This is a genomic window from Rhizobium sp. Pop5, assembly GCF_024721175.1.
In the GTDB taxonomy this organism is placed as follows: Bacteria; Pseudomonadota; Alphaproteobacteria; order Rhizobiales; family Rhizobiaceae; genus Rhizobium.
This window is the reverse complement of sequence record NZ_CP099402.1, coordinates 396,081-418,798: the sequence shown is the minus strand read 5'-3', so window position 1 is coordinate 418,798 and position 22,718 is coordinate 396,081. Positions and strand designations below refer to the sequence as shown.

Genomic DNA, 22,718 nt, shown 5'->3' with positions numbered 1-22,718 from the left:
ACTCATCCCGACGCGGCCCGCGCCGGCATCAGCCTGTCTGGAGACGTCGACGGGCAATTGCCGCATGGAAGTCCGCACCATGCAGGAGGCAGGCGTCGTTGAAATCATAGCTCGAATTATGGAGCGGCGACGAGTGTTCGCCATTGCCGAGGAAGACGAAGCAGCCCGGCACCTTCGCAAGGAACTGCGCAAAATCTTCAGACCCGGTCATGGGCTTGCTCTCGGTGGCGACGTTCGAAGGCCCGTAAAGTTCATGCGCGACGGCGAGGGCCTCTTCCGTCAAGGCGGGATCGTTCATCAGCGGCACGAATTCCCTTGTATAGAGAACCTCGGCCCTGACGTTGTAGGTCATTGCCGTGCCCTCGGCGATGACGCGCATCTGCTTTTCGATCGTCTCGCTGATCTCGGGATGGAAGCTGCGGGCATCGCCGAGAATGCGGGCAAGGCCGGGAAGCGCATTGCGCGTGCCGTCGGTGATGAGTTCGGTGACGGAGACGACGGCGATATCGGCCGGATCCAACCGCCTGGAGACGATGGTTTGCAGATTGGTCACGAGCGCGCAGGCGGCGACCAGCACCTCGTTGCCCCAGTGCGGGCGCGCCGCATGGCCGCCGACGCCTGATAGCATGATCTCGAAATTATCCTCGGCCGACATGATCGCTCCAGGGCGCGTGCGGAAACTGCCGACGCCGAGGCCGGGCATATTGTGGATGCCGTAGATCTCGTCGAAAGGAAATCTCTCGAAGAGCCCGTCCGCAATCATCGTGAGCGCGCCCTTGCCCCATTCTTCGGCCGGCTGGAAGATGAAGCGCACGGTGCCGTCGAAACCGCCTTCCTCGGCCAGGATCTTGGCCGCGCCGAGCAGCATCGCGGTATGGCCGTCGTGGCCGCAGGCATGCATGGTGCCGGAGTTCTGCGAGCGGTACGGCAGGTCCGACTGTTCGGTGATCCTCAGCGCATCCATGTCCGCACGCAGGGCAATGGCGCGATTGCCGCTGCCGCGCTTCAGCGTTCCCACGACGCCGGTGCCGCCGACGCCTTCGGCGACCTCGTCGAAGCTGAATTCCCGCAGCTTGGCCGCAACGAAGGCGGATGTCCGCCGTTCCTCGAAACCGAATTCGGGATGAGCGTGAAGATCGCGTCTCCAGGCCGTCATCTCGTCGTTAAGCGCGTTCCTGTCGATGCTCATGCGGGTGTCCCTTCCGTGGCAAGCTCGCGAACGACGTCGAGCAGGATGTTGGCGCCTGCGACGAGATCTTCGTCGGCGGTATATTCCTTCGTATTATGGCTGATGCCGCCGATGCTCGGGACGAAAATCATCGCCGCGGGTGCAATCCTGGCAATCATCTGCGCGTCGTGGCCGGCGCCTGAGGTCATCCGCCGGCAGGCGAGGCCTCGGTCCCGCGCTGCCCTCTCGATGAGCGTCACGATCCCCTCATCGAATTTCACGGGTTCGAAGCGGGCGAGCCGTTCCACCGATACCCCGACATGCTCCTCGGCCGACAGGCTTTCGAGGAAATCGGCAAGCGCGGCTTCCTCTTCTCTGAGGCGTTCCTCGTCCGGATCGCGGAGATCGACCGTGAAGGTCGCCCGCGACGGGATCACATTGATCGCGTTCGGTTCGAAACTCATGCAGCCCACAGTGGCGACGGTCGGCGTGTTCGACGATTTCGCCCGATCGCGCAGGAAGGTTACGACCCGTGCCGCCGCATGGCCCGCATCGCGGCGCATGGAAATCGGTGTCGTTCCCGCGTGGTTGGCGTCACCCGTGATGGTCACCCGCTGCCAGGAAATGCCCTGAAGGTCTTCGACGGCACCGACGGGGATGCCTTCGCGCTCGAGGATCGGCCCCTGCTCGATATGCAGTTCGACATAGGCGTACGGCTTGAGGAAACCCGGCGGGTAGTCGCCGGCATAGCCGATCCGCTCGAGCTCGCGGCCGAGTATGGTTCCGTCGGTGCCGACAGCGGCAAGCGCCGTATCGATATCGAGGCCGCCCGCATAGACCAGCGATCCCATCATGTCGGGTGCATAGCGAACGCCCTCCTCGTTCGTGAAGGCGGCCACGACGACCGGCCTGGACGGCGCCAGCCCTTCCGTCTTCAGCGTCTCGATCACTTCAAGCCCTGACAGCGTGCCGTAGCAGCCGTCATAAATGCCGGCGCCGATGACGGTGTCGATATGCGAGCCGAGCAGGAGCGGCGCACCGTCGGTGACGTCATCGGGCTTCCAGATGCCGAAGATGTTGCCGATGCGATCGACCGCGAGCTCAAGTCCCGCGTCCCTGATCCATGCCACGAACTGGTCGCGGCCGAGCTTTTCGGTATCGGAAGCCGCCAGCCGCACGAGCCGGCCGTCGCCATCGCGGCCGATGTCGCCAAGCGCGCTGATGCGCCCGAGAAGACGCGCCGCATCGATCGATCGCCTGCTCATGTCAGCGCCCCTTCGCGGTTTTTCCCAGCGACTGCGGCGGGCGATAATCCGGTGATCTCTTCGTATTTGCCGGGATCGGTCGCGCCTTCGGTGTTGACGACGAAGATGCGGGAGCGCGGGTCGATCGAGAGCGCCGCCTTGGTTGAAGGATCTGCGATTGCCTTGAGGGCGCCGGCAAGCCCGACGCCACCACTTTCGCCGGCAACGATTGCCGGGTCGCCGGCGACAGGGCGTGCCAGGCGGTTCATGATCCCGGTCGCATCCGCCTCGTCCACCGTCATGAAGGCGTCGGCGGCACGGGACAGAATCCGCCACGCGACAAGCGAAGGCTCGTAGCATTCGAGCATTGCCATGACGGTCGGTTCGCCATGGGCGATGGTCACGGGATGTCCGGCGCGTGCCGTCTCGAAGAGGCAAGCCGCGCGGGCCGGATCAACGACGGTGAAGACGGGACGCCCGTCGCCGAGTTCGATCGCCAGATGGCCGGCAACCGCCGCGGCAACGCCGCCAACGCCGGACTGGATGAAGACGTGGGTCGGCGGCTCCGGCATTTGTCTCAACGCTTCCCTGACGAGCGCGGTATAGCCCTGCATCACGAGGCCCGGAATCCGTTCGTAACCCGGCCAGGACGTATCGGACACGATGGTCCAACCCTTGGCCTCGGCGACGCGGGCGGCCTCCCGCACGGAGTCGTCATAGGTTCCTTCGACGCGGATCATCTCCGCGCCGAAGCGGGCGATGGCGGCGACGCGCTCGTTGCTGACACCGGAATGGACGAAGATTGCCGCACGCGCGCCGACGAGCTCTGCTCCCTGCGCAACCGAGCGGCCGTGGTTTCCGTCGGTGGCGCAGGCAACGGTCATCCCGCGCGCGATGGCGCGGACTTCTTCCGAATGCAGCTCGGCCATATCGACGACGCGGCCGAGCCGCTGCCCGGCCTCTTCGAGAACGAGGCGGATCACCGCATACGCTCCTCCAAGCGCCTTGAAGCTTCCGAGGCCGAGGCGATGGCCTTCATCCTTGACATGGATCGCGGCGACGCCGATCTCTCGCGCCAGTCCTGGCAAGGCGACGAGCGGTGTCGGCGCATGGTTCTCCCGAAACGAGAGGTGGCGTTCCACTTGCTCGGCCGCGGCGGCGCCGAGCGTTTCCGCGTCGCTCTGATTGAGCGGCTGACGATAATCTGCGGTGGTGTTCAGAAGAAGCATCGCGAACCTCGATTTCTTGGTTTCGCTGAACTCTATTGCAATGAAAGCGAAAAAGGCGCTGATATTCAGGCCTTCATTTGCAATTTTGTTTCATCGGAACATGGATTTGAGCAAGCGCGTTCAGCCCTCCCATCTCGACGATTTCGATCGCAAGATCCTCGCCATTCTGCAGCGGGACAATATAACGCCGCAGCGGACGATCGGCGATGCGGTCAATCTTTCCGCGCCCGCCGTGCAGCGACGGATCAAGCGCATGCGGGAGGAGGGCGTGATCCGGGCGGATGTCTCGGTCATCGAGCCGGAGGCTCTGGGGCAATCGATCACGATCTTCGTCGAGGTGGAGGTGATCAGCGAAACGGCCGAGCAGATCGAGCGAGCCAAGAGCGAATTTGCCGCCGCCGCCGAGATCCAGCAGTGCTATTACGTCACAGGCGAATCGGACTTCATTCTCGTCATTATCGTGCCGTCGATGGCCGATTATGAGGCGCTGACGCGGCGGCTCTTCTTCGGCAACAACAATGTCAAGCGCTTCCGCACCTTCGTCGCGATGGATCGCGTCAAGGTCGGGCTTGAGGTGCCGGTCGGATAGCACAATGCGGCGGCTGGTCTGCCGCCGCATTGCTGGAGATTGGCGGGACTAGGCCGCCCGCTTCAGCGCGTCGCCGATGATCGAGACGATCGTGTCGATCTGGCCCTTCTCGACGATGAGCGGTGGCGAAAGCGCGATGATGTCGCCGGTGACGCGGATGAGCAGGCCCTTGTTGAAGCAATCGACGAAGACGTCATAGGCGCGGGTTCCCGGCGATGCCGCTCTCGGCGCCAGTTCCACCGCGCCGACCAGGCCGAGATTGCGGATATCGACGACATGGGGCAGGCCCTTAAGGGAATGCAGAGCCTCCTGCCAGTGTTCGGCCAACTCCGATGCGCGGGTGAGAAGGCCTTCTTCCTCGTAGATTTCCATCGTCGCAAGACCGGCGGCGCAGGCGACGGGATGGCCGGAATAGGTATAGCCGTGGAAGAGCTCGATCGCATTGTCAGGCCCGACCATCAGGCCGTCATAAATCTTGCGGGTGGCAAAGACCGCGCCCATGGGGATCGCGCCGTTGGTCAGCCCCTTCGCCGTAGTGACGAGATCGGGAACGACGCCGAAATAATCCACCGCGAAGGGCGTGCCGAGGCGGCCGAAACCGGTGATGACCTCGTCGAAGATTAAGAGGATGCCGTGCTTGTCGGCGATGGCACGCAGTTTCTCCAGATAGCCCTTCGGCGGCAGGATCACGCCCGCCGATCCCGACATCGGCTCGACGATGACGGCGGCGATGGTTTCGGCGCCGTGCAGCTGCACCAGGCGCTCGAGATCGTCGGCAAGTTCCGCGCCGTGGGCGGGAAGGCCCTTGGAAAAGGCATTGCGCTCGATGTCGAGCGTATGGCGCATATGGTCGGCCGGTATTTGCGGGAAAACCCGGCGGTTGTTGACGAGACCGCCGACGGAAATGCCGCCGAAGCCGACGCCGTGATATCCCTTCTCGCGCCCGATGATGCGCGTGCGGGTGCCCTGACCGATGGCGCGCTGATAGGCGATGGCGATCTTCAGCGCGGTATCGACCGATTCCGAACCCGAGCCGGTGAAGAAGACCCTGTCGAGCTTGGCTTCAGCGCCGCCCGGCGCGTTGGCCGCCAGCTTGGCGGCGAAGTCGAAGGCGATCGGATGGCCCATCTGGAAGGTCGGGGCATAATCGAGCGTCGCAAGCTGCCGCTCGACGGCCTGGGCGATCTTCTTGCGGCCGTGGCCGGCATTGCAGCACCAGAGCCCAGCCGTGCCGTCGAGAACCCGGTTTCCGTCGACGTCGGTGTAATACATGCCGTCTGCGCCGGCGAGAAGCCGCGGCGCGGCCTTAAACTGCCGGTTCGCGGTGAACGGCATCCAGAAATTTTCGAGTACGGGCGCATTCGTCTTGCTGATCTGGTCCATTCCGGCCTCCTCTGGGATTGGCCCGAGGATGGCGATTTCCGGGCTGCAAACAAGTCCTTTTCTTTGTCGATGCAAGTCATTGAAATTCAATGCGCGGCAGGATAGATTTTCGATATTCTGAACAACAGAAACGAACCCAATGTCAGTTGATATCGGCGGCCGCCTGCGTCATCTCCGCCTTGCCCACAAGCTTTCCCAGCGCGAACTCGCCAAGCGCACGGGCGTGCCCAATTCGACGATCTCGCTGATCGAATCGAACGCTTCCAATCCCTCGGTCGGGGCCTTGAAACGCATTCTCGACGGCATCCCCATCGGGCTCGCGGAATTCTTCGCCTTCGAGCCCGACCGGCCGAAAAAGGCCTTCTATGCGGCTGAAGAACTGGTGGAGATCGGCAAGGGCGCCATCTCCTACAAGCAGGTCGGCGAGAACCTTTTCGGCCGCAGCCTGCAAATCCTCAAGGAATGCTACCAGCCGGGCGCCGACACCGGAAAGGTGCCGCTTGTCCATGAAGGCGAGGAGGGCGGCATCGTGCTGTCGGGAAGGATCGAGGTCACTGTCGGCGACGAGCGCCGTATCCTCGGGCCGGGCGACGCCTATTATTTCGAAAGCCGGCGCCCGCACCGCTTCCGCTGCGTCGGGCCTGTGCCCTGCGAGGTCATCAGCGCCTGCACGCCGCCGACGTTTTAGGTCTTGCCAGGCATAGACGCATAAGCGCGGCGCGATGTGAAAGCGTCAAAGCAGCCAGTCAGCCCTATCAGGTCGCTCACGGCGGAGTTCTGAAGTTGAAAGCGCACCTTGCAATCGCTATCGGCGATAACACCGCAGGTTTATCTCGCCTTGGACGCAGTCCAATGTTATCGCTGCTGTGACAGAAAAATGGAGCAAGACAATCATGGATCTGGCAATTCCCAGTGCGGCCAATCTCAGCCTGTTCGTCAGCGCCACGCTCTTGCTGCTTCTCGTACCGGGACCGGCAGTCCTTTACATCTTCGCGCGCTCGGTCGAGCAGGGCCGTTCTGCCGGCCTCGTTTCAATCCTTGGCATCCACACGGCCACACTTGTTCATGTCGTCGCCGCTGCTGCGGGCTTGTCGGCGCTCCTGGCATCATCTGCGCTCGCCTTCAGCGTCGTGAAGTATGCCGGTGCGGCCTACCTGATCTGGCTTGGCCTCAGGAAGCTCTTCGGCCCTTCGGACATTGCCGGCGTCGACAGCGATTTGCCAGCGCGTGGCCGTATGCGTCTCTTTCGCGAGGGCTTTATTGTCAACCTCCTCAATCCGAAGACAGCGCTGTTCTTTCTGGCCTTCCTGCCGCAGTTCGTTGAGGTCGACCGTGGCCAAGTGGCAATGCAGGTCGCTTTTCTCGGGATTCTCTACACGGCGATTGGCGTTCTGACGGATAGCTCCTATGCGCTTGCTGCCGGCACGGCCGGCAACTGGCTGAAGCGTAGTCCCGTCTATCTCAAGGCTGAGCGCTGGGTCAGTGGTTTCGTCTACATCGGCCTTGGCTTGACGGCCGCTTTTGCGGGCAATCATAAGAAATAGACCGTCCGGCTTCCCTTGGAAGTCGCCGTCAACGACATGCGTAATTGCGACGCGCTTTAGTTCTTGCCCTCGATGCGGGAGAGAACGCCGTCGAGGGCGGTGGTCAGCGCGGCAATGCCGCCTTTCCTCTCGAAATCTGAGAGAACCTGCTCGTTCAGCCCGCCCTTGGTTGCGAATTCGTGGCTCAATGCGCTGAATGGTTCGGTGCCGGGCTTGGCGGCCTTCTGCGCCAGGCTTGCGAAGAGCGGAGCGATGTAGGCGTGGCCTTTCGCCCTTTCGAGGCCGCTTTTTTCCAGCCAGCCGGCAACCGTCTCCATGATCCCGAAATAGGTCGACATCATAGAACTCGCGGCTGCGAGAAGATCGTATTCCTTCCTCGACTGGCATTGGACGGCCGTTCCGAGCGTGTCGAACAGTGCGGCGATGGCCTCATCGGGCGGATAGACGGCGGTCGCGCCCTGCCGCTTGGCGACGAAGGGCAGCGGGATCGCCTGGACGAGATGCACGTCGGCTCCGATCCAGTCGATAAGGGCCTGACGCTCCGTCGCCGCCACGAGGCTGACGACCGTCTGGCCAGCCCTGAACGATAGCGCCCGGACGACCTCCTCGGCGACCTGCGGCCGGATCGCCAGGAACACCATGTCGCTGCGATCGACGACGTCCTGATTGTCCTCGGAAACTCTCACGGCGGCGAATTCGTCTGCCAGCGTTTCCGCAATGTGTGCGCTTCGGGGAGAGACGTGAATCTCGGAAGCATAAGCCGGTTCAGCAAGAAGCCCGCGAACCATCGCCTCGGTGATCGCGCCTGTTCCGACGAATCCGATGCTGTCGATCGTCACGTGATTCCTCCGCAGTTCTGAGCGCCGGTCCCGCAGGCTCCGATTTATCTGACAACCAGGTGTCTTTCTCTCGACGCCGGGCCATTGGGCCAGAAAAACAGCCTGTCGGCAATGTAATTCTCCGCCTAACTCTATCGATACGCTATGACCGATGTGCTGCTTGAGGAAAGAGATCGTCTACGATATCCCAAGCACCATCTTGTCCCGACATGAGGAGCTTGGGGAATGCCATTCAACACCGCACAGGTGACCGATCTCGGGAAGGCGCCCACGGCCTCGGATGTGATCCTGAAATATGTAAGAGATTCGATCGCGGATGGCTCACTGGATGAAGGCGAACCGATCCGGCAGGACGATGTCGCGCGCCTGTTTAATGTCAGCAAGATCCCTGTCCGCGAGGCGCTGAAACGGCTAGAGGCCGAAGGCCTGGTGGAATTTCATCGGAACAAAGGGGCGATCGTCACAAGCCTTTCGGAGCCGGAGATCGCCCAGATTTTCGAGGTGCGCGCGATCCTGGAAACGAATGCCATCAAGCTCTCGATCCCGCATATGACGCAGGAGACTTTCAGTGAGGCGCTCGCCTATTGCGATGCTTTCGCTGGGGAAACCGACGTTGCCCGCTGGTCGGAATTGAACTGGCGTTTCCATAGCCGTCTTTACGAGGACGCCCGCCGGCCCTTCCTCGTCAACACGATCCGTTCGGTCAACGACCGGCTGGAACGATATCTCCGGGTGCAGTTGACGCTGTCGCACGGCCAGCAGACGGCGGACCGGGAACACCGGCAAATCGTCGAAGCCTGCCGGGAGCGGGATGAGGAGAGGGCAGCAGAACTGGTCTACGCTCACATCATGAGCGCGTGCCAATCGCTGATCGAACATCTGCCTGGGAAAAGATCCCTTTAGGCGTCAGACGCCCGCTATCTTCGCTATGGCCTCAAACACGGAGCGGGGTATTTTCAGCCCTTCCGACGCGGGCCTGGGATATTCGATACCACTGACGCCGGGCACGAAGACGCCGTGGCGTTGAAGGCGCTCGGCTTGGCGGTGCGCGCGTTCCACATGGCCGTCATCGGCGCGCCCCGGCATCATCGCGACAACCGTCAAGCCTACAGCGGGGCTGACGCTCCCCGATCTGAAAGACGGCGTATCCAATGACCAGGGGCCGCCGGACATGCCGGCCGACAGCATTTCCACCATCAGCGCCACATTGGCGCCCTTGCGCCCGCCGAAGGGAAGGAGGGCTCCGCCGAGCGCCTTTGCGGCATCCTGGGTTTCCTGTCCCGTTTCATCGACGGCCCATCCCGGAGGAATGCTGCGTCCCTCGGCTGCAGCCGCGACCACGTTGACGTAGGCGGTCGCGCTCGACGCCTGGTCGATCAGGAGAGGCGGCGATCCGTCTCCCAGCGGAAAGCCGAAGGCCATCGGGTTCGTACTGTAGACGGCAGGCCCACCCGCTTTGGCGACCACCATCGCATTGGCATTGGTCGCGGCGATGCCGACAATCCCTTCGCCGGCGAGCCGGCGGACGTAATAACCGAGTTCTCCTGTTGTATAGCTGTTCCTCTGGGTGAAGACCGCGACTCCCAGCGTGCGCACCGCTTCTACCAGATCCGTGAAGGCAAGATCGAAACCGAGCTGTGCGATTCCCCGATCGGCATCCGCGGCGTAGAAGGCGGGATAAGGACGCTCGCAAGTGGGAGCGGGATCGCCATTGATGCGGCCCTCGCGGAAGCTGTCAAGGTAATCCACGAAATGCGGAAACCCGAGGACCGGCGGTCCGTAAAGTGCTGCGGACAAGGTGGCGTCCACGAGGGAACGTGCGGTGGCGTCGTTGGCGCCTGCCGCCAGGCAAGCACGCATCGCCAGGCTCTCGGCTTTCGCCAGATCGACTACGACCTCTTCCGACATATTGATCTCCTCCTGTTTCTCTCCTGGCCGCGGGTCCGGGCCGTTCTGAGGCTGCTTTATCAAAAGTGGGGAAACGCTGACAGGTGAAATGTACAGCTGTGTCGATTTCCCCGCGTTCCCCGGTTGACGAGTTGGTATTTTCAGATATCGTATACGATATTATGCGGGCGATATCTAGATGGGGCCGCGGATTTGCTGACAGGCAAATCGCAGGCGCTGATGAAAACGAGTTCGAAACCGGACAGAGGAGAAAGCAGAAATGGGATTCAAAAGAACGATTCATGCGGTCGATACCCACGCCGGCACGCCGATGCGCGTGATCACGGGAGGCGTTCCGCACATTCCCGGAAACTCCGTTTATGAGAAGATGAAATGGCTGGAGAGCAATGACGATCAGCTGCGCAAGTTGATGCTGCGCGAGCCGCGCGGCTATCCCGCCCATTGCTGCAACATCATCGTGCCGCCCTCTCACCCGGAGGCCGATGCCGGTTATGTCATCATGGAACAGATCGAATATCCGATGATGTCGGGCGGCAATACCATCTCCGTGGTCACGGTCCTGCTTGAGATGGGCATGCTTCCGATGAAGGAACCCGTCACCGAGCTGGTACTCGAAGCGCCCGCCGGGCTCATTCGCATCAAGGCCGAATGCAGGGAAGGCAAGGTCAAGAGCGTGACCTTCAAGAACGTGCCGGCATTTGCCGCCCATCTTGATGCCGTCATCGACGTGCCGCATCTTGGAAAGGTCACTGTCGATGTCGGCTGGGGCGGCATGTTTTATGTCATCGCTGATGTCAGGCAGTTCAAAGGCCTTGAACTCATCCCGGCACATGGGCGGGAGATCGCGCGTGTTTCCGCGATGATCCGGCAGGCGGCCATCGAGCAGTTGCAGGTTGCCCATCCGCATTATCCCGGCGTCGGCATTACGATCTCACAGCTGTCGGGGCCGACGGACGATCCGAACGCCGACTGGAAAAATACGGTGACGATGGCCACGGGCGACCTTTCCTGGGACGATCCCGCCACCTGGACTGGAGCGCTCGATCGCTGCCCCTGTGGCACTGGCACCTGCGCGAAGATGGCGGTCCTGCATGCGAAAGGCGAGCTGCCGCTCAACCGGGACTTCCGGCATCAGGGAATCCTCGGCAATGTCTATACGGGCCGGCTCGTCGAAGAGGCCAGGATCGGCGACAGAGCCGCCGTCGTCCCGACGCTGACCGGCACCAGCTGGATCTCCGGCCTGAATACGCTCGTACTCGACAATGACGATCCCTTCACCGAAGGTTTTACCCCGGGAGATATCTGGGCTTAGAAATCGGGCGCGCGACGGCATAGCCACCCATGATCCTGTTTTCGTTTCGGAATTCCTAAGCTACAAGACCGTAGCTATGACCAATCGACCGAACGGAAGGCATCATGAAGCTCATGCGTCGCGCGCTCCTCGCATCCATCTGGGCGCTGATCGGCTGGAAAGCGGCATCGGCCAAAGAATCCGGCGAGGAAGCGGCGGCGCAAGCCGAGGCGTCATCGGTGACGCCCCGGCATGTCCTCTGTTTCCTCGGGAAGGAGCGCGACCTGAGCGTCTTGTCCGAAGCGGCATCAAAGACAATCGGCGATTTCGCTACCGGGTTCAGCGTCGACGAGGATTATTCCCAGGCTGAGCCGGATGACCGGATGAGCCGGTCGTTCGACGTCTGCTGGGACCGGGTCGAGGCCGATGCGTGGGATGCGGCGGACGAGCAGGCCGTCGCCGATCATCAGTCCGTTCTCTATGTCCTCGGGCCGAGCATGGCGCAGGGCGACACGGTGAAGGTTTCGATGGTGGCGCTCCGCTTGGTCGAACGGATGATCGGCGCGGGAGCGGTCGCCGCGAAGGGCGAAAGCGCCGGCATCGCGCACGGGATCGATCGATGGAGAGAGCTGATCCGGCAGGGAGCCGAAGCGCAGAAGGCTGGCGACACGCTCGCGGAGCAACGGATCGGCCGCCTGGCTTTCGCGAAGCGGCCGCTCTCGGCGCGCGGTTATCTGGAAAGCGTCGGCTTCCATCTCGTCGGCTTGCCGGAGGTCTATGTGCCGGAGACATCAGGCAGCGAAAGGCAGGTCGTTGCCATCATCGATGCGGTTGCCGAGGAGATCGCCGAGCAAGGCCTCAAGCCGACGCTCAAGCAGCGCAAGGCAAGCCTTTCCTTCGATTCCACCTATGACGTGGACGAGTTCAAATTCAATCCTTACGGCATCGTCAAGCTCGCCGGGTAAACCTCGTGCCGCTTATTAGAGGCTAAGTGACAGTCGTAGCTGCGCAGCCATAACCCTGCCAGGAAGAGCTGCGGATGCAGAGGCTCTCATGTCGACGCCACTCAATCGGTCTGCTGTTCCAGGGTCTTGGCAAGCTCTTCATAGTGGCGGGCCGATCCGGCATTCTTCTCGGCGGCATATTTGGCGCCGACCAGCCGCGCCGCTTCGGCCGCGATACGGAAAGCGTCTATCCTCTCCTGCGGGTCGGACTCTGCTTGCCCGCCGATGTCGCCGTCGCGGAAGCTGCCGGCTTTATATCCCTCGCCGAGATCGACGACGCCGATCTCGGGAACACCGTCCTTCATGCGGCCGAAGAAAGCCGCGCCGGCCTTATCGCCGTCCCTGCGGCGCAGCATTCCTTCGCCTGACGCCTTTCCATCGATACAGGCGCCGATCCAGAAAGTGGGGCCGCTGGTCAGGGAGGACGGCGCCACGAATTTGCAGCGGCTGCCCGGATCCTGCGACCAAAGAAGATCGGCCGGCGCCGCCGCGGCAATGCCATAGAAAGACAGCGTCGCCGCGAGGACGATCGGCATGGTGACAGCAAACCGACGCATGCCGCCGAAAACTCTTCTCGCCATCACTTCACGCCCCTCAAATACACGATCATTCATTGCCATTCTCCAGGAAAAGCCGATCCGCCCACCGGCCGAAGCAATGCACCATTGTCGGCCCGCCGACAACGGCGTGAATGTCATTGAGTCGGTCGAATGATCCGATTCAACAGAGCCCGCGGCTCAGTTGTATTTGATCGTGTTGCTGACCCGGGGACGATTGAAGAAATGATGGTCGAAGCCGTAGCCGTTCTGTCCGGTGAAGTTTGAAAAGAACGCCGAGACCGGTGTCGTCAATCTGTATTGCACCCGGGTCAGCACGACCTGCACGCCTGTTTCCTGTATCGTTGCCGGTATATCAATCGCGCTCGCCGCGCCGGAAGCGAGCGCCGAGGTGTTGAATGCCGCGGACCAGTTGACCGTTGCCTTGCCGCTGCTGTCGACGTCTTCGACCGCAACGGTGATCGTCAGGCCACTGGTGTCATAGGGCTGCAGGATGAAGGAGGCGCCGGAAAGGAGCTTGGCGACGTCGGACTTCGTCCAGGTGCCCTGCTGCGCGATCATGTCGCCCGTGCTGGAAGTGATCTCGTCTATCTTCCGGCTGACGGTAAGGGCATGGCCGAGATCGACGGTGCCGAACAGCAGCATCACCAGGATCGGCAGCACGAGGGCGAATTCCACGCCCGAGGCGGCCGACCGGTCGCGCGCCAGACGGCGGATGCGCGATCGGGCCACGCGGAAGAAGGACAGGCTCCGTTTCCCGGTCATGTCAGAACGGCTCGTTGCGAAAGAGCGCCGAAGAGCCGAGGAGATAGCGGCCGTCGGACAGCCTGGCGCTCGACAGGCTGAAGAAATTGGCGACGGTTTTCCAGGGCAGAAACGCCTGAACCAGGACGTAATCGCTGCCCTTGCCGATATCGAAGGTCTCGGTGACGACGAGATTGCCGTTCTTGTCGATCGGATTGGCGCTGGTGGCAGAGGACAGGTCGGAAAGCACGTTCACCTTGACCAAGAGATTGTCCGAGCAGCCGAACGAGAAAAGCATGTCGTTGCAGATTCTCGTTTTGAAATCGGCCATTGTGATCTTGGAGGAGGCAACCTCGCCGGTGCGGACCATCCGGGAGATCTTGTGGACCGAAGCGTCCAGCGCCGAGTTGACGAAGAACATCAGCGACACTTCGATGATCGCGAATATCATCATGAAGAGCGGCAGGGCGAGGATCGCAAACTCGATCGCGGCCGCACCCTTACGGTCGGCAAGCAGGCGGCGCGGCCGTGCAAGCAATTTCCCCGGCATCACTGGGTCAGCCGAACGGAAGAGAGATATTGGTTGAACAGCGCCGACAGGCCCGCTGTGATCTCGGTCGAGGACGCTGCCGAAATGAACAGGCTCTTCGAAGAGGCGCAGTCGGCAAGCGCATAGGGAATGTAATCCCGCCGGGTGATGCCTGTGGATACGCCGCTGTCCATGGTGCCGCCCCAGGTGTTCTTCCAGTTGGCGCTCGCCATGGTCGCGCCGACGGTTGCGTTGTAGCCCCAGTCCGTGGTGATCGGCAGATATTCGGTGTAAAGCACCGCCATCGTGTTGGATTGATTTTTCAGGTAGGCGCACCAGGCCGGGTTGAGGGGCGCCACTTTGGGCCAGTAGCTCGAGCCGTTGGTCACCCATTCGCGCTGCGACTGTACGCCGTCCGTCAAGAGGAGCACCAGCTTGAGCGGTGAGGCGGCGGAAGTTCCGTCTCCTCCGGGGCCGACTTTCTGTTTGAGCGTCGTCAGCGAAACGTCGAAATAGGTCGCAGCCTTCGAGGTCGCGCTGGTGAGGCCGTAACTCTGGTCCGCCAGGCGGTTTCGCGCCGTATCCGTGCTCAGTGTCGGGCTCAGAACTTCCGAGAGAGTATCTCCCAGGCTGTAGAGACCGACCTTGATCCGTTCATGGCTTTTGTCGGATTGGTCGATCATGTCGAGCACGTCTCTGACAGCGTCACCGGCGACGTCAGCGCGCAGCTTTATCTTCTTGTCCGTGCTGTAGTCATAGTTGTTGGCGTATGTCTTCTTGCCGATGGTGTGTGAATCGCCGGTGTGGCAGGCGAACTGGCATTTGATGCCCGAATACATCGCCGCCTGACCTGCAGTCGTCGCCGCCAGCAGCATCGACGGGGACGTGTCGATGACGATGTAGACGTTGAGATAGGCTGTGGCCGGCCCCTTGACGGCGCTTGAGACGCTGACATCGACCGTCTCGATGTTGGCGATCTTCATGAAAGTCGTCGGAACGGTGCCGCTCGCCGTCGCCGTTATGTTGTGGTTGGTGGTGTCTATGTCGATTGCGCCAAGCGTGTAGCTGCTTTCCACCTGCGCGTGGAACCAGTCGGAAACCTTCCGCTTGAGCGCTTCCGTGTCCGCGGAGTTGTTGATCTGCTTGACTGCGGCGATCAGTGCCGCGTCAAGGTCGCTTTGCATCCTTTGGCGGGAATTGTAGCTGCGGATGTAATCGAAGCTCGCGCCGACAGCGACAAGCATCGGCACGAGGCAGAGGGCAACGATCATCGCGACGTTGCCGTTTCTGTTTTTTCCGAAACTGCGAAGGGCTTGAAAGAGCCGACCAGGCGAATATGAAAAAGCCAATTTCAAAAAAACACCATCAAGCAGCACATGAAAAATAGCAAAAGCAGGATGTATCCAGAAATCTTAAGTCCCTGTTAATTAGTAATATTTTTGCTGAGTTCAGGCTGCTGACGCGCCGTTTTCTGCGCTTATCGGATAGGTCTGCGACTTATGGATATTCGCGGCCGGCGCCTCGTCTCATCCTGGAAGGTCTTGAAAGCCCACGAACTCTGTCACCACGGCTCGCAGCCGTGGCCGACACCGCCGGGGATCTCGGCAAAGATCGTGTTGGAACACCGAGCCCGTCATGGAGCGGAACGGGCGAGCGCCGCGGGCAGCTCCGCAAGCGCTCCCTCTCTCGCGCAGCTCTATTCGGCCTGCGTCAGGAGGTCGTGCAAGCGGTGCTGCGCGTCTTTGGCGGTGATGGTCCCGTCGTTGAAAAAATCGCCGACGACGCCGATCCAGCCTTCCGACACCTGGCTCGGCATGGCCTGGGATTGAGCGCTGACTTCACCTTTCCTGGCCTTTATCATCTCCAGGCCGAGCTTGCCGCAACGATCGAGCCCGGACGGATCGACATCGGTGCGCACGGGCAGCGATCCCTTTGTCCGGCTGAACGCAAGCTGATTGTCCCGATCGAGCACCATGCGGGCGAAAGCCAGCTGCGCTTCCTGCGTTCCCTCCCTGTTTGTCAGCGGGAAGGCAAAGGCGTCGATCACCATGAAATATGCGATCGACGTGCCCGGAGCGAGGCTGCAATCGAAATCCTTGTCGACGTTGAAGCCGCGCGCGGCAAGCTCGCCCTTGGCCCAGTCGCCCATGAATTGCATGCCGGCCTTGCCCTGGCCGACGGCCGCGGTGGCATCGGCCCAGCTCTTGTCCTTTCGCTGCTCGATCGGTTCCACATAATTGGACAGGCGCCGCAGCACATCCAAGGCTTCGATCATGCGCGGGTCCTGCACCAGATCGGCCTCGCCGCTCATGAGGCGGGCATAACCCTCCGGGCCGAACTTCTGATAGATGATGTCGTTGAAGATGAGGGACACTTCCCATCGCGTACCGCCAAGTGCGATCGGCAGGCGCCCTTTCGCCTTGATCTTTTCAGCCGCGTCGAAGATTTCGTCCCAGGACTGCGGCGTTTTCACGCCCGCCTCGGCCAGCACCGCCGTGCTTGTCCAGAGCCAGTTTTCGGCGTGAATATTGCTCGGCGCGAAGTAGACCTTTCCTTTGTAGGAAATCCGGTCGAGAACCGTCGCGGGAATGACGTCCTGCCAATGATCCGCCTTGGCGACTTCGTCTATGTCGAGCACGATGCCCATTTCCGGCAATTCGCGCGAGCCGTAGTTCGCGTTCCACTGGATCACCGCCGGCGCGTATCCGTTCGCGATGCGATCGCTGACCACGCGCTGGACGGCAACCTTGTTCTCCGCCGGCATGTCGACCCACCGGTTGCCGGCCGCAGCCCAGGCCTTGCGGTAAACGTCGAGGGCTGCCGACTCGCTTTTCGATACCCAGAAATGCACCACGTCCACTGCCAGGCCCTCTTCCGCGAAAGCCTGCGCCGCAGGGGCCGCGGCGGCCAAAGCCACGGCAAGCCATGCCCGTTTGATCGCCCGTTTCATTCTTTCCCCCTCTTTCATCGATCCTGCCGCATCGTCCCGCGCCCGCGCTTTCAGCCTGCAATCTTCGCGACGGCAGCGATCTTCCGCGGAGCCCGCCGGCGCGCCAATCGTTCGACCGCCACATCAGCCGGTTCCGGCTTGGCATAGAGATACCCTTGGCCGACCTCGCACCCGGCGTTCAGAAGGAAGTCGCGCTGAACCTCGTCCTCGATGCCTTCCGCGACGCATCGCTTGCCGAGGTTACGGGCCAGATCGATGATTGCCCGGATGATCTGTTCCGATCGAATATCCTTGCCGATCTCGGCAACGAAGCTGCGGTCGATCTTGAGTTCGTCAAAGGGGAAGTCGCGCAGATGCACGAGAGAGGCAAAGCCGGTGCCGAAATCGTCGAGCGAGACCGACACTCCCTGTTTGCGGAAGCGGGAGATGGTCTCGGCGATCTGTTCGGCGCCGCGATTGAGAAAAACGTCTTCGGTCACTTCGATGGCAAAATCGCGCCAGTCGAGCCGGTTCGCCTTGACCGCCGCCGCGATCAGGTCGTAGCCGTCGTCGCTGACCAGCAGGGCTTCGGGCAGATTGATGGCGATCGAGCCCGCGCGCAGTCCCGCCGCCTTCCATGTCCTCAGATCGCGCGCGACGATCTCGACGATACAGCGCGTCATGCTTTGGATGAGGTGGCCTTCCATGAGCGGCAGGAAGCGGCCGGGCGGCAGAATGCCGAGCTGGGGATGGCGCCAGCGCACCAGCGCTTCGAAGCCGAGATGCTCGCCGGCCTGCAGATTGACCTTCTGCTGGTAGTGGACGACGAACTCGTCACGGTCGGCGGCGAAGGCGAGGGCGGCCGCAAGCCGGTTCTGTTCCAGGCGCTGGGCGAATGACGATTCATCGAAGATGACGGCCGCATTGCGCTTGGCCTTGGCCGCATAAAGCGCCAGATCGGCGATGCGCATGAGGGTCGCCTCGTCGGACGCATAGCCGGGCACGATCGCGCCCCCGACACTGGCCGAAACCGGCAGCAGCCGGCCCTCGAATTGGCATTCCGTTGCGATTGCGGCAACCGCGCGTGCGGCGATTTCGTCCAGCGCCGCCGCGTCGGTAACGCCGGGAAGGAGTGCGGCAAATTCATCGCCGCCAAGCCGCGCGACGAAATCGCCTGTGCGGAACGTCTTCTGCAGCGCGTCGGCCACATGGTTCAGAACTGCGTCGCCTGCCGGATGGCCGAAATTATCGTTGGTTGCCTTGAAGTGATCGAGATCGACCAGCAGCATGGAAAAGCCCGTGCCCGCCCGCTCGAGAGAGCCGAACAGCTCGTTCAGCGCCTCGTTGAAGGAGGACCGATTGCCGAGGCCCGTCAGCGTGTCGGTATGCGCGAGATGCGTCAGCTTGATCTCGAAATCGAGCGTCCGGCGGTGCTCGGTGCGCAACTTGATCAGGAGCGGAATGAAGAGGATCAGGGTTGCCAGGATGAGCGTGGCCGCCGTGAGGCTGAGGAGCACCGCGCTGATGAGACGGGCATGGTCTATGCTCATTTCGCTTCGGTCATGCGCGCTCTCGATCACGGCGCTGAACTGACGCATGAGCATGCTGTCGGACGGAACGGCGAAGTCGATCGGCCCCCAGAAGCTGTAGCGCTCCCGCCGCTCCTGCAGCTTCGTCGAGACGACACGTTCTGCCCTTTGGAGGAAATCCTCCAGGCGTCCGGCAAGCTCGACGCGCATTTTTTCGGAGGCTGCGTCACGGCCATTCAGCCGTTCGAGAAAGTTCGCCTCCACCTGTCTGTTGAGATCGTCCAGCTGCACGCTCATGGCGCGGATGTCGTCGATCGCCTTTTGAATGTCCTCGACCATCGGCCGGAGGATGTATTCCGGCATATTCGGATCGGCCGACGCCCGCATGACCGCCCGCGTCTGGTTGGCAAGCTGCTGGAAGCGAATGAACTGGCGCCCGATGAGATAGCTAATGTTCTGCTGCAGGGAGTGGCGGTCGAGCGCCACCTTGACCGTGAAGAAGGTCGCCCCGATCAGAACCGTCATGACGACGACGGCGATGACGTAGTGCCGCCCGATGGAGCGGATGTATTTCGCCACGGAGGAATGGGACTTTCCCGATGGCATCACCGTATTTTTCAAGTCCGTACCGTCCACCGTTCGCGCTCCAAAGAAATGAAGCCGGCTAAGCAGATTTCGGCGTGCGGCCCATTCGGCTCGTCCTCGAAAACGCATTGAAGTCCTCTGCTGCTTATGGCCCACAGCCTGGAGCCGAACGCCTTTGCGTCGGACAGTTGCGTCACGATGATGAGAGATCGGCCGTCATGGCCCAGGTCCGCGCGTCGAGCACTGGCGCGCCGGATATAAAATGCATCTGAGCCATGCGGCAGCGCCCACTCGGCCCGTAAGCCGACGGCGGCCCGGCCCTGTGCGTCAGTTGCTCCGGATGGTGCGGATGCCCCGGTTTCTCAGTGCCGGCATGCGAAAATAATTGTGGTCATGCACATATGAATTATCGAACATTATCCACCCCTGGATGCATGCCATCCCAATTGATGGCGCGATTTTCGGCTCGTCCCGAACCCGTCTTCATGGCGGAAAGTGCAGGCAGCCTTCTTCTGAGTGCTAAATCTGCGATGGCCAAGTTTCAGAAGCGTAAATGTTTTTGTGAAAAGCGCAATAAAACCAGTTCGTTGCAAAGAACGCGCCATGAAATTGTCGTGATGTGGCTACGGGCATCGGATTGTGGACAAAGGACCGCCCGGTTCCCGATTGATCGCGCTGTCCGGCGGATTGCCTTGTTCGAATATCCGGCCGGCCCTAACGAAGGGAAAGCAGCAACTATCCACTTCGCGCATGCTGAATCCCTATAGCGCAATGAAATTGCGGACCATGAAAGACGGCAGGGATCTCTTAATTTTCTCACCGCAACATTCCGCGCAGGCCCGACGCACTCGGTCACAGCGGCTGGTCGGATTACGATCATATATTCATATAATTGCGCCTCAAATGACTTGAGCGGCTTTTCTTGGAAGAATTCTCGGCTGGATGAATGTCGCATCCGGTTGTTGCCTATGGTGAGGAGATCCTCGATGAAGTAGCCATCCCAGAAGGTTCGGCAGGCGCCCCTTTTCATGGAAAGGCACGATCGCGACCAAGGCGGAGCGCATCATCCGGATGGCGTGGTCGACCGGGGCGCGCTTCTTGACGCATTGCTCGGCACGTTTCCCCTTCCGGTTTTTACAAGAACTGGCACGGCCGCTACGTCGGCTGCAACAAGGCTTTCGAAGATTTCTTCGGCCGCACGCGCGACGAGATCATCGGGAAAACCGATTTCGATCTCGATGCGCAGTACCCGGTCGACCATTATTTCGCTCAGGATGAGGCGCTCTTTGAAAACGGCCGGCAATATCGCCAGAAGAAGATTACCACCGCGAGCGGTGCGGCGCGCGATGTCGTCTACAACAAGGCGGTTTTCACAGCCGGGAACGGCGATCCGGCTGGCCTGATCGCCGCCGTCATCGACATTACCGAGCACAAGCAGGCGGAGCGCGAACTCAAAAAGGCGCTCGAGCTCGCAGAAGGCATCATCACCGCCATTCCCGACGTTCTTTTCGAGGTGGACGAGGAGGGCCGTTATCTTCAGGTCTGGACGCGAAGCCCGGAACTGCTGGCCCAGCAGAGGGAGATGCTGCTCGGCAGGACGGTCAACGATATTCTTGCGCCCGATCAGGCAGCGATCGCCATGGAGGCGCTCGGCACGGCTGCCAGGGAGGGCGTTGCCTATGGCCGATGCATCCGGATTCTCCTGCCGAACGGGGAGACGCGGTGGTTCGAACTCTCGGTGGCCAAACGGCCGAGTACCGATCCCGCCTCCACCACGCTTATTGCGCTCTCGCGCGACATTACCGAGCGGAAACAGGCGGAAGAAGCCATAAACTCGGTGCGGACGCAGCTGCTCAGCGTGCTCCAGACCATCCCCGACATGGTCTGGGTCAAGGACATGGACGGCGCCTATCTCCTGTGCAATCCCGCCTTCGAGCGATTTCTCGGAAAGGCGGAAGCCGACATCTTGGGAAAGACGGATTTCGATCTGTTCGACGCTGAAACGGCGCAGCTTTATCGAGACACGGACAGGGGCGCGCTCCAGGCCGGCGGCATCATCGTCAGCGAGGAATGGGGCTGCTCCCATGAACTTGATCGATTGGTTCTTCTTGAGAAGCGCAAGGTCCCGCTCCGGGGCGCAGGAGGAGAGGTTACCGGGATTCTTGGCGTGGAGCGCGACATCACTGAGCTGAATGCCTCGCGCCAGAAAATCCATCAGATGGCCTTTTACGATCCCCTGACCTCGCTGCCGAACCGATCGCTGTTCAACGATCGCCTCCGGCAGATGGTCACGTCAGCGGTATCGCGAGGCCAGCGGGCCGGCGTGATGCTGATCGATATCGATCATTTCAAGGTGGTCAACGACACGATGGGGCATCCCGTTGGCGACGAACTGCTCTGCCAGGCGGCCGCTCGCCTCAATGCGAGCGTCCGTAGCTACGATACCGTCGCCCGTCTCGGCGGCGACGAATTCGCCATCCTGCTGTCGGATGTCCGCCAAGGCGACGATCTTGGCCGGACGGCTGGCAGGATCCTCGAGAAGTTCAAGGAAGGTTTCCTGCTTGATGGCAAGGAGGTATTCATTTCCTGCAGCGTCGGCATCGCGCTCTATCCCGACGACAGCGCAGACGCCAACGACCTGGTGAAATACGCGGACTCGGCGATGTATCTCGCCAAACGCTCGGGACGAAGCAATTTTCGCTTCTACTCGAAGGACCTGACTGCAAGCGCCGAGGAGCGCATGCGGCTGGAATCGGAATTGCGCCGCGCCATCGAGCGCGCAGAGCTGGAACTGCATTACCAGCCCAAGATACTTCTGGACAGCGGAGCAATGGTCGGCTCCGAAGCCTTGCTGCGATGGCGTCACCCCGAAATGGGCATGATTCCTCCCGTCCGCTTCATTCCGGTCGCAGAAGACACGGGGCTGATCGTGGAGCTCGGGCGATGGGTGCTGCGCGAGGCCTGCCAGACAGCGGCCGAATTGAATGCCGACGGCCGGTCGCCGCACAAGGTGGCGGTCAACCTATCGGTCAAGCAATTCCAATCCGCCGGACTGGTGAAGTCGATCGCCGAAATTCTCCACGAGACCCGCTGCCGTGCGGAATGGATCGAAATCGAAATCACCGAGAGCCTGCTTCTCGATCAGAAGGATGAGACGCTGGAAACGCTCTCGGAAATTCGCGGCATGGGATTTTCGATCGCCATCGACGATTTTGGTACCGGCTATTCGGCGCTAAACTATTTGGCGCGCTTTCCGATCGACACGCTGAAGATCGACCGGTCATTCATCAACAGCACGGATAGACGCAACGAGGAACTTGTGAAGGCGATCCTGTCGATCGCGCGCTGTCTCGGACAGGAGGTCGTGGCCGAAGGCGTCGAGACCGTCGAGCAGGCGGCCTTCCTAGCAGCAAACGGATGTGGTTCGGCGCAGGGGTTCCTATACAGCAAAGCCGTGCCCAAAGCCGAGATCATCGCGCTGTGGCTCAATTCCTCGGCCGGGGGCTCAAACCCCGGCGAGACGCGGCCTTGCGGGTGAACGTTTGTCTTGGTCTTGGTGGTCTGATCGGTGACTGCTTCGACGCATCACCTCCCTGCGTGTTTCCGGGCCTCAGACGGGCCGCTACAAGATCCTAGTACCCCCGCA

The 22,718-nt window shown here is 61.4% G+C and carries 18 protein-coding genes and 1 pseudogene; 7 read left to right on the top strand and 12 right to left on the bottom strand.

The window, feature by feature from the left end; all coding sequences use genetic code 11:
- Nucleotides 1–28: 28 nt before the first annotated feature.
- From NE852_RS29970 to NE852_RS29960, 3 genes are read right to left on the bottom strand one after another with little or no spacing between them, the layout of a single operon-like run.
- On the bottom strand, nt 29–1,189 hold the full coding sequence (locus NE852_RS29970) for a M20 aminoacylase family protein (protein ID WP_008532078.1): 1,161 nt from the start codon (nt 1,187–1,189) through the stop codon (nt 29–31).
- Nucleotides 1,186–2,433, bottom strand: a complete 1,248-nt coding sequence (locus tag NE852_RS29965) for a Zn-dependent hydrolase (RefSeq protein WP_008532079.1) — start codon at nt 2,431–2,433, stop codon at nt 1,186–1,188. Before NE852_RS29965 ends, NE852_RS29970 begins: the two co-directional genes overlap by 4 nt.
- Nucleotides 2,430–3,641, bottom strand: coding sequence for a diaminopropionate ammonia-lyase (locus NE852_RS29960; RefSeq protein WP_008532080.1), 1,212 nt, complete (start codon nt 3,639–3,641; stop codon nt 2,430–2,432). Before NE852_RS29960 ends, NE852_RS29965 begins: the two co-directional genes overlap by 4 nt.
- A 106-nt stretch (nt 3,642–3,747) precedes the next feature.
- Between NE852_RS29960 and NE852_RS29955 the strand changes: the two genes are divergently transcribed.
- The gene (locus NE852_RS29955) at nt 3,748–4,230 is read left to right on the top strand and encodes an Lrp/AsnC family transcriptional regulator (RefSeq protein ID WP_037173726.1); all 483 of its coding nucleotides are present in this window, start codon (nt 3,748–3,750) and stop codon (nt 4,228–4,230) included.
- 48 nt (nt 4,231–4,278) lie between these two features.
- Here NE852_RS29955 and NE852_RS29950 read toward each other — a convergent pair whose 3' ends face one another.
- A complete protein-coding gene (locus tag NE852_RS29950) occupies nt 4,279–5,613 on the bottom strand; it encodes an aspartate aminotransferase family protein (RefSeq protein ID WP_258157181.1) in 1,335 nt (444 codons plus the stop codon).
- A 139-nt stretch (nt 5,614–5,752) separates the two neighbouring features.
- Here NE852_RS29950 and NE852_RS29945 point away from each other — a divergent pair, with 139 nt between their 5' ends.
- Complete coding sequence (locus NE852_RS29945) at nt 5,753–6,301, top strand: cupin domain-containing protein (RefSeq protein ID WP_258157180.1); 549 nt, start codon at nt 5,753–5,755, stop codon at nt 6,299–6,301.
- Nucleotides 6,302–6,506: 205 nt separating this feature from the next.
- A complete protein-coding gene (locus tag NE852_RS29940) occupies nt 6,507–7,157 on the top strand; it encodes a LysE family translocator (protein ID WP_008532083.1) in 651 nt (216 codons plus the stop codon).
- Between the two features lie 56 nt (nt 7,158–7,213).
- On the opposite strand, the gene NE852_RS29935 is transcribed toward NE852_RS29940, so the two are convergent.
- The gene (locus tag NE852_RS29935) at nt 7,214–7,996 is read right to left on the bottom strand and encodes a pyrroline-5-carboxylate reductase (RefSeq protein ID WP_008532084.1); all 783 of its coding nucleotides are present in this window, start codon (nt 7,994–7,996) and stop codon (nt 7,214–7,216) included.
- Between the two features lie 225 nt (nt 7,997–8,221).
- Between NE852_RS29935 and NE852_RS29930 the strand changes: the two genes are divergently transcribed.
- Nucleotides 8,222–8,899, top strand: coding sequence for a GntR family transcriptional regulator (locus NE852_RS29930; RefSeq protein WP_008532085.1), 678 nt, complete (start codon nt 8,222–8,224; stop codon nt 8,897–8,899).
- A gap of 3 nt (nt 8,900–8,902) precedes the next feature.
- Here the strand turns inward: NE852_RS29930 and NE852_RS29925 are convergent, their stop codons facing one another.
- On the bottom strand, nt 8,903–9,904 hold the full coding sequence (locus NE852_RS29925; RefSeq protein ID WP_008532087.1) for an Ldh family oxidoreductase: 1,002 nt from the start codon (nt 9,902–9,904) through the stop codon (nt 8,903–8,905).
- A 259-nt stretch (nt 9,905–10,163) separates the two neighbouring features.
- On the opposite strand from NE852_RS29925, the gene NE852_RS29920 reads away from it, so the two are divergent.
- Together NE852_RS29920 and NE852_RS29915 are read left to right on the top strand one after the other, a co-directional pair.
- Nucleotides 10,164–11,216 (top strand): proline racemase family protein, encoded by a 1,053-nt coding sequence (locus NE852_RS29920; RefSeq protein ID WP_008532088.1) that lies wholly within the window; start codon nt 10,164–10,166, stop codon nt 11,214–11,216.
- 104 nt (nt 11,217–11,320) lie between these two features.
- Nucleotides 11,321–12,160, top strand: coding sequence for a hypothetical protein (locus NE852_RS29915; RefSeq protein ID WP_008532089.1), 840 nt, complete (start codon nt 11,321–11,323; stop codon nt 12,158–12,160).
- 101 nt (nt 12,161–12,261) lie between these two features.
- Here NE852_RS29915 and NE852_RS29910 read toward each other — a convergent pair whose 3' ends face one another.
- From NE852_RS29910 to NE852_RS29885, 6 genes are all read right to left on the bottom strand, one after another.
- Nucleotides 12,262–12,813: a hypothetical protein gene (locus NE852_RS29910; protein ID WP_008532090.1), complete on the bottom strand. Its 552-nt coding sequence runs from the start codon at nt 12,811–12,813 to the stop codon at nt 12,262–12,264.
- Between the two features lie 123 nt (nt 12,814–12,936).
- Nucleotides 12,937–13,521, bottom strand: a complete 585-nt coding sequence (locus tag NE852_RS29905) for a TadE/TadG family type IV pilus assembly protein (protein ID WP_008532091.1) — start codon at nt 13,519–13,521, stop codon at nt 12,937–12,939.
- Nucleotide 13,522: 1 nt separating this feature from the next.
- Nucleotides 13,523–14,050 carry a TadE/TadG family type IV pilus assembly protein gene (locus NE852_RS29900; RefSeq protein WP_008532093.1) on the bottom strand — a complete coding sequence of 176 codons (528 nt, stop codon included), beginning with the start codon at nt 14,048–14,050 and terminating at the stop codon, nt 13,523–13,525.
- Nucleotides 14,050–15,384, bottom strand: a complete 1,335-nt coding sequence (locus tag NE852_RS29895) for a TadE/TadG family type IV pilus assembly protein (protein ID WP_258157179.1) — start codon at nt 15,382–15,384, stop codon at nt 14,050–14,052. Before NE852_RS29895 ends, NE852_RS29900 begins: the two co-directional genes overlap by 1 nt.
- Before the next feature lie 341 nt (nt 15,385–15,725).
- Nucleotides 15,726–16,979 (bottom strand): ABC transporter substrate-binding protein, encoded by a 1,254-nt coding sequence (locus tag NE852_RS29890; RefSeq protein ID WP_008532095.1) that lies wholly within the window; start codon nt 16,977–16,979, stop codon nt 15,726–15,728.
- A 50-nt stretch (nt 16,980–17,029) separates the two neighbouring features.
- Nucleotides 17,030–19,093: a bifunctional diguanylate cyclase/phosphodiesterase gene (locus tag NE852_RS29885; protein ID WP_258157197.1), complete on the bottom strand. Its 2,064-nt coding sequence runs from the start codon at nt 19,091–19,093 to the stop codon at nt 17,030–17,032.
- A gap of 1,007 nt (nt 19,094–20,100) precedes the next feature.
- On the opposite strand from NE852_RS29885, the pseudogene NE852_RS29880 reads away from it, so the two are divergent.
- Nucleotides 20,101–22,610: pseudogene (locus tag NE852_RS29880) on the top strand (EAL domain-containing protein).
- The last annotated feature ends 108 nt before the right edge of the window (nt 22,611–22,718 follow it).

What these genes read in the sequence shown, in the direction of transcription:
- NE852_RS29945 (WP_258157180.1), top strand. Translation starts at nt 5,753, where the DNA reads ATGTCAGTTGATATCGGCGGCCGCCTGCGTCATCTCCGCCTTGCCCAC.
- NE852_RS29905 (WP_008532091.1), bottom strand. Translation starts at nt 13,521, where the DNA reads ATGACCGGGAAACGGAGCCTGTCCTTCTTCCGCGTGGCCCGATCGCGC.
- NE852_RS29960 (WP_008532080.1), bottom strand. Translation starts at nt 3,641, where the DNA reads ATGCTTCTTCTGAACACCACCGCAGATTATCGTCAGCCGCTCAATCAG.
- NE852_RS29915 (WP_008532089.1), top strand. Translation starts at nt 11,321, where the DNA reads ATGAAGCTCATGCGTCGCGCGCTCCTCGCATCCATCTGGGCGCTGATC.
- NE852_RS29885 (WP_258157197.1), bottom strand. Translation starts at nt 19,093, where the DNA reads ATGCCATCGGGAAAGTCCCATTCCTCCGTGGCGAAATACATCCGCTCC.
- NE852_RS29890 (WP_008532095.1), bottom strand. Translation starts at nt 16,979, where the DNA reads ATGAAACGGGCGATCAAACGGGCATGGCTTGCCGTGGCTTTGGCCGCC.
- NE852_RS29900 (WP_008532093.1), bottom strand. Translation starts at nt 14,050, where the DNA reads ATGCCGGGGAAATTGCTTGCACGGCCGCGCCGCCTGCTTGCCGACCGT.
- NE852_RS29950 (WP_258157181.1), bottom strand. Translation starts at nt 5,613, where the DNA reads ATGGACCAGATCAGCAAGACGAATGCGCCCGTACTCGAAAATTTCTGG.
- NE852_RS29970 (WP_008532078.1), bottom strand. Translation starts at nt 1,189, where the DNA reads ATGAGCATCGACAGGAACGCGCTTAACGACGAGATGACGGCCTGGAGA.
- NE852_RS29910 (WP_008532090.1), bottom strand. Translation starts at nt 12,813, where the DNA reads ATGAATGATCGTGTATTTGAGGGGCGTGAAGTGATGGCGAGAAGAGTT.
- NE852_RS29920 (WP_008532088.1), top strand. Translation starts at nt 10,164, where the DNA reads ATGGGATTCAAAAGAACGATTCATGCGGTCGATACCCACGCCGGCACG.
- NE852_RS29925 (WP_008532087.1), bottom strand. Translation starts at nt 9,904, where the DNA reads ATGTCGGAAGAGGTCGTAGTCGATCTGGCGAAAGCCGAGAGCCTGGCG.
- NE852_RS29965 (WP_008532079.1), bottom strand. Translation starts at nt 2,433, where the DNA reads ATGAGCAGGCGATCGATCGATGCGGCGCGTCTTCTCGGGCGCATCAGC.
- NE852_RS29940 (WP_008532083.1), top strand. Translation starts at nt 6,507, where the DNA reads ATGGATCTGGCAATTCCCAGTGCGGCCAATCTCAGCCTGTTCGTCAGC.
- NE852_RS29930 (WP_008532085.1), top strand. Translation starts at nt 8,222, where the DNA reads ATGCCATTCAACACCGCACAGGTGACCGATCTCGGGAAGGCGCCCACG.